Source organism: Streptomyces katrae, from assembly GCF_000966975.1.
Classification (GTDB): domain Bacteria; phylum Actinomycetota; class Actinomycetes; order Streptomycetales; family Streptomycetaceae; genus Streptomyces; species Streptomyces katrae.
Map to the genome: position 1 here is coordinate 1 of NZ_JZWV01000670.1, position 1,487 is coordinate 1,487.

At 77.4% G+C, this 1,487-nt stretch carries 1 protein-coding gene; it reads left to right on the forward strand.

Translation table 11 applies throughout. The features are described from left to right. A partial coding sequence (locus tag VR44_RS23645; RefSeq protein WP_045949592.1) for a helix-turn-helix domain-containing protein occupies positions 1-1,383 on the forward strand: 1,383 nt, incomplete at its 5' end. Positions 1,384-1,487: the final 104 nt, after the last annotated feature.

Genomic DNA, 1,487 nt, shown 5'->3' on the forward strand with positions numbered 1-1,487 from the left:
GCTCACGCCAGCCGGCTGCGGGCGAAGGCGTCGGCGATGACCGAGCCGGGGCTCGGCGCCGTGCAGCCGCTGCTCGACGCCGCGGACCGTCTCATGCACCTCGACCGGGCCGCCGCGCGGGAGACCTGTCTCGCGGCGTTCGGCGCGGCCATCTGGGCCGGCCGGTACGACGGGAGCGGGCTGCGGCGGGCCGCGGCGGCGGCGCGGGAACTGCCGCCCGGGGACGAGACGGCGGGGGTCTTCCTCCGGGCCCTGGTCACCTGGACCGAGGACGGACCGACCGCCGCGTTCCCGCTCCTGGCGCGGGCGCTGCGCTCGCTCACCCGTGACGAGGACCTCGCCGTCCTGTGGCCGGCCGCCAACGCGGCCGTGGAGCTGGGCGACCTCCGGGCCTGGCTGGACATCACCGGCCGGGCGGTGCGCTTCGCCCGGACGACGGGTGCGCTGTCGGTCCTCTCGACGGCGCTCCCCTACCGGGCGGCCTCGCTGTGCTACGCCGGGCGTTTCGAGGAGGCGCGGGACCTGCTGGCCGAAGCACCCGCCGCCGGTGATGCGGCGGGGGTGGCGACGAACATGGTCTCGACGGCCCTGCTCAGCGCCTACCAGGGGCGGGAGCGGCCGGCGCTGGAGCTGATCGGGGCCATGGAGAGGGAGGGCGAACGGCGCGGTCTGGGCCGCCTGACCGGCATGGCCGCGTGCGCGCGGTCCGTGCTGCACAACGGTCTGGGCAACTACGCCCTGGCCGTGGAGGCGGCGCTGCGGGGCGGGGAGTACCAGGACCTCGTCGTGCACCACTGGACGGACTGCGAGCTGGTGGAGGCCGCGACCCGGGCCGGCCGTCCGGACGTGGCGGCCCGGGCGCGCGAGCGGCTGGCCGACTGGGGGCGGGCCGGCACACCGTGGGCCCTGGGCGCGCAGGCGGTCGCCGACGCCCTGACCGGAGCGCCGGAGCGGGCCGAGGACCGCTACCGGGAGGCCGTGGACCATTTCGCCCGGGGCGGGCTGGGGGTGTTCGAGGCGCGGACCCGGCTGCTGCTCGGTGAATGGCTGCGCCGCCGCAACCGGCGGTCCGATGCCCGGGACGAGCTGCGCGAGGCACACTCGGCGGCGTCGGCGATGGGCATGGAGGCGTACGCCGAACGGGCCCGGCGCGAGTTGCTCGCCACCGGCGAGACCGTTCGCGCACGGACCCCGGGCCCGCCGGTCCTGACCGCGCAGGAGGCCCGGATCGCCCGGCTCGCGGCCACCGGGCACCCGAACGCGGAGATCGGCGCGCAGCTCTTCCTCAGCCCGCGCACGGTCGAGTGGCACCTGCGCAAGGTCTTCGCCAAGCTGGGGGTCTCGTCGCGCCGCGAGATCGACGGGGCCCTGGCCGACCGGTGACGGCGCCCGGTCCGGTCGTCGCGGTTCAGAGGCGGTCGGCGTCCATCACCGCCCGGGTGAACTCGGCCGGCGCCTCCTGCGGGGCGTTGTGGCCGACGCCGGGC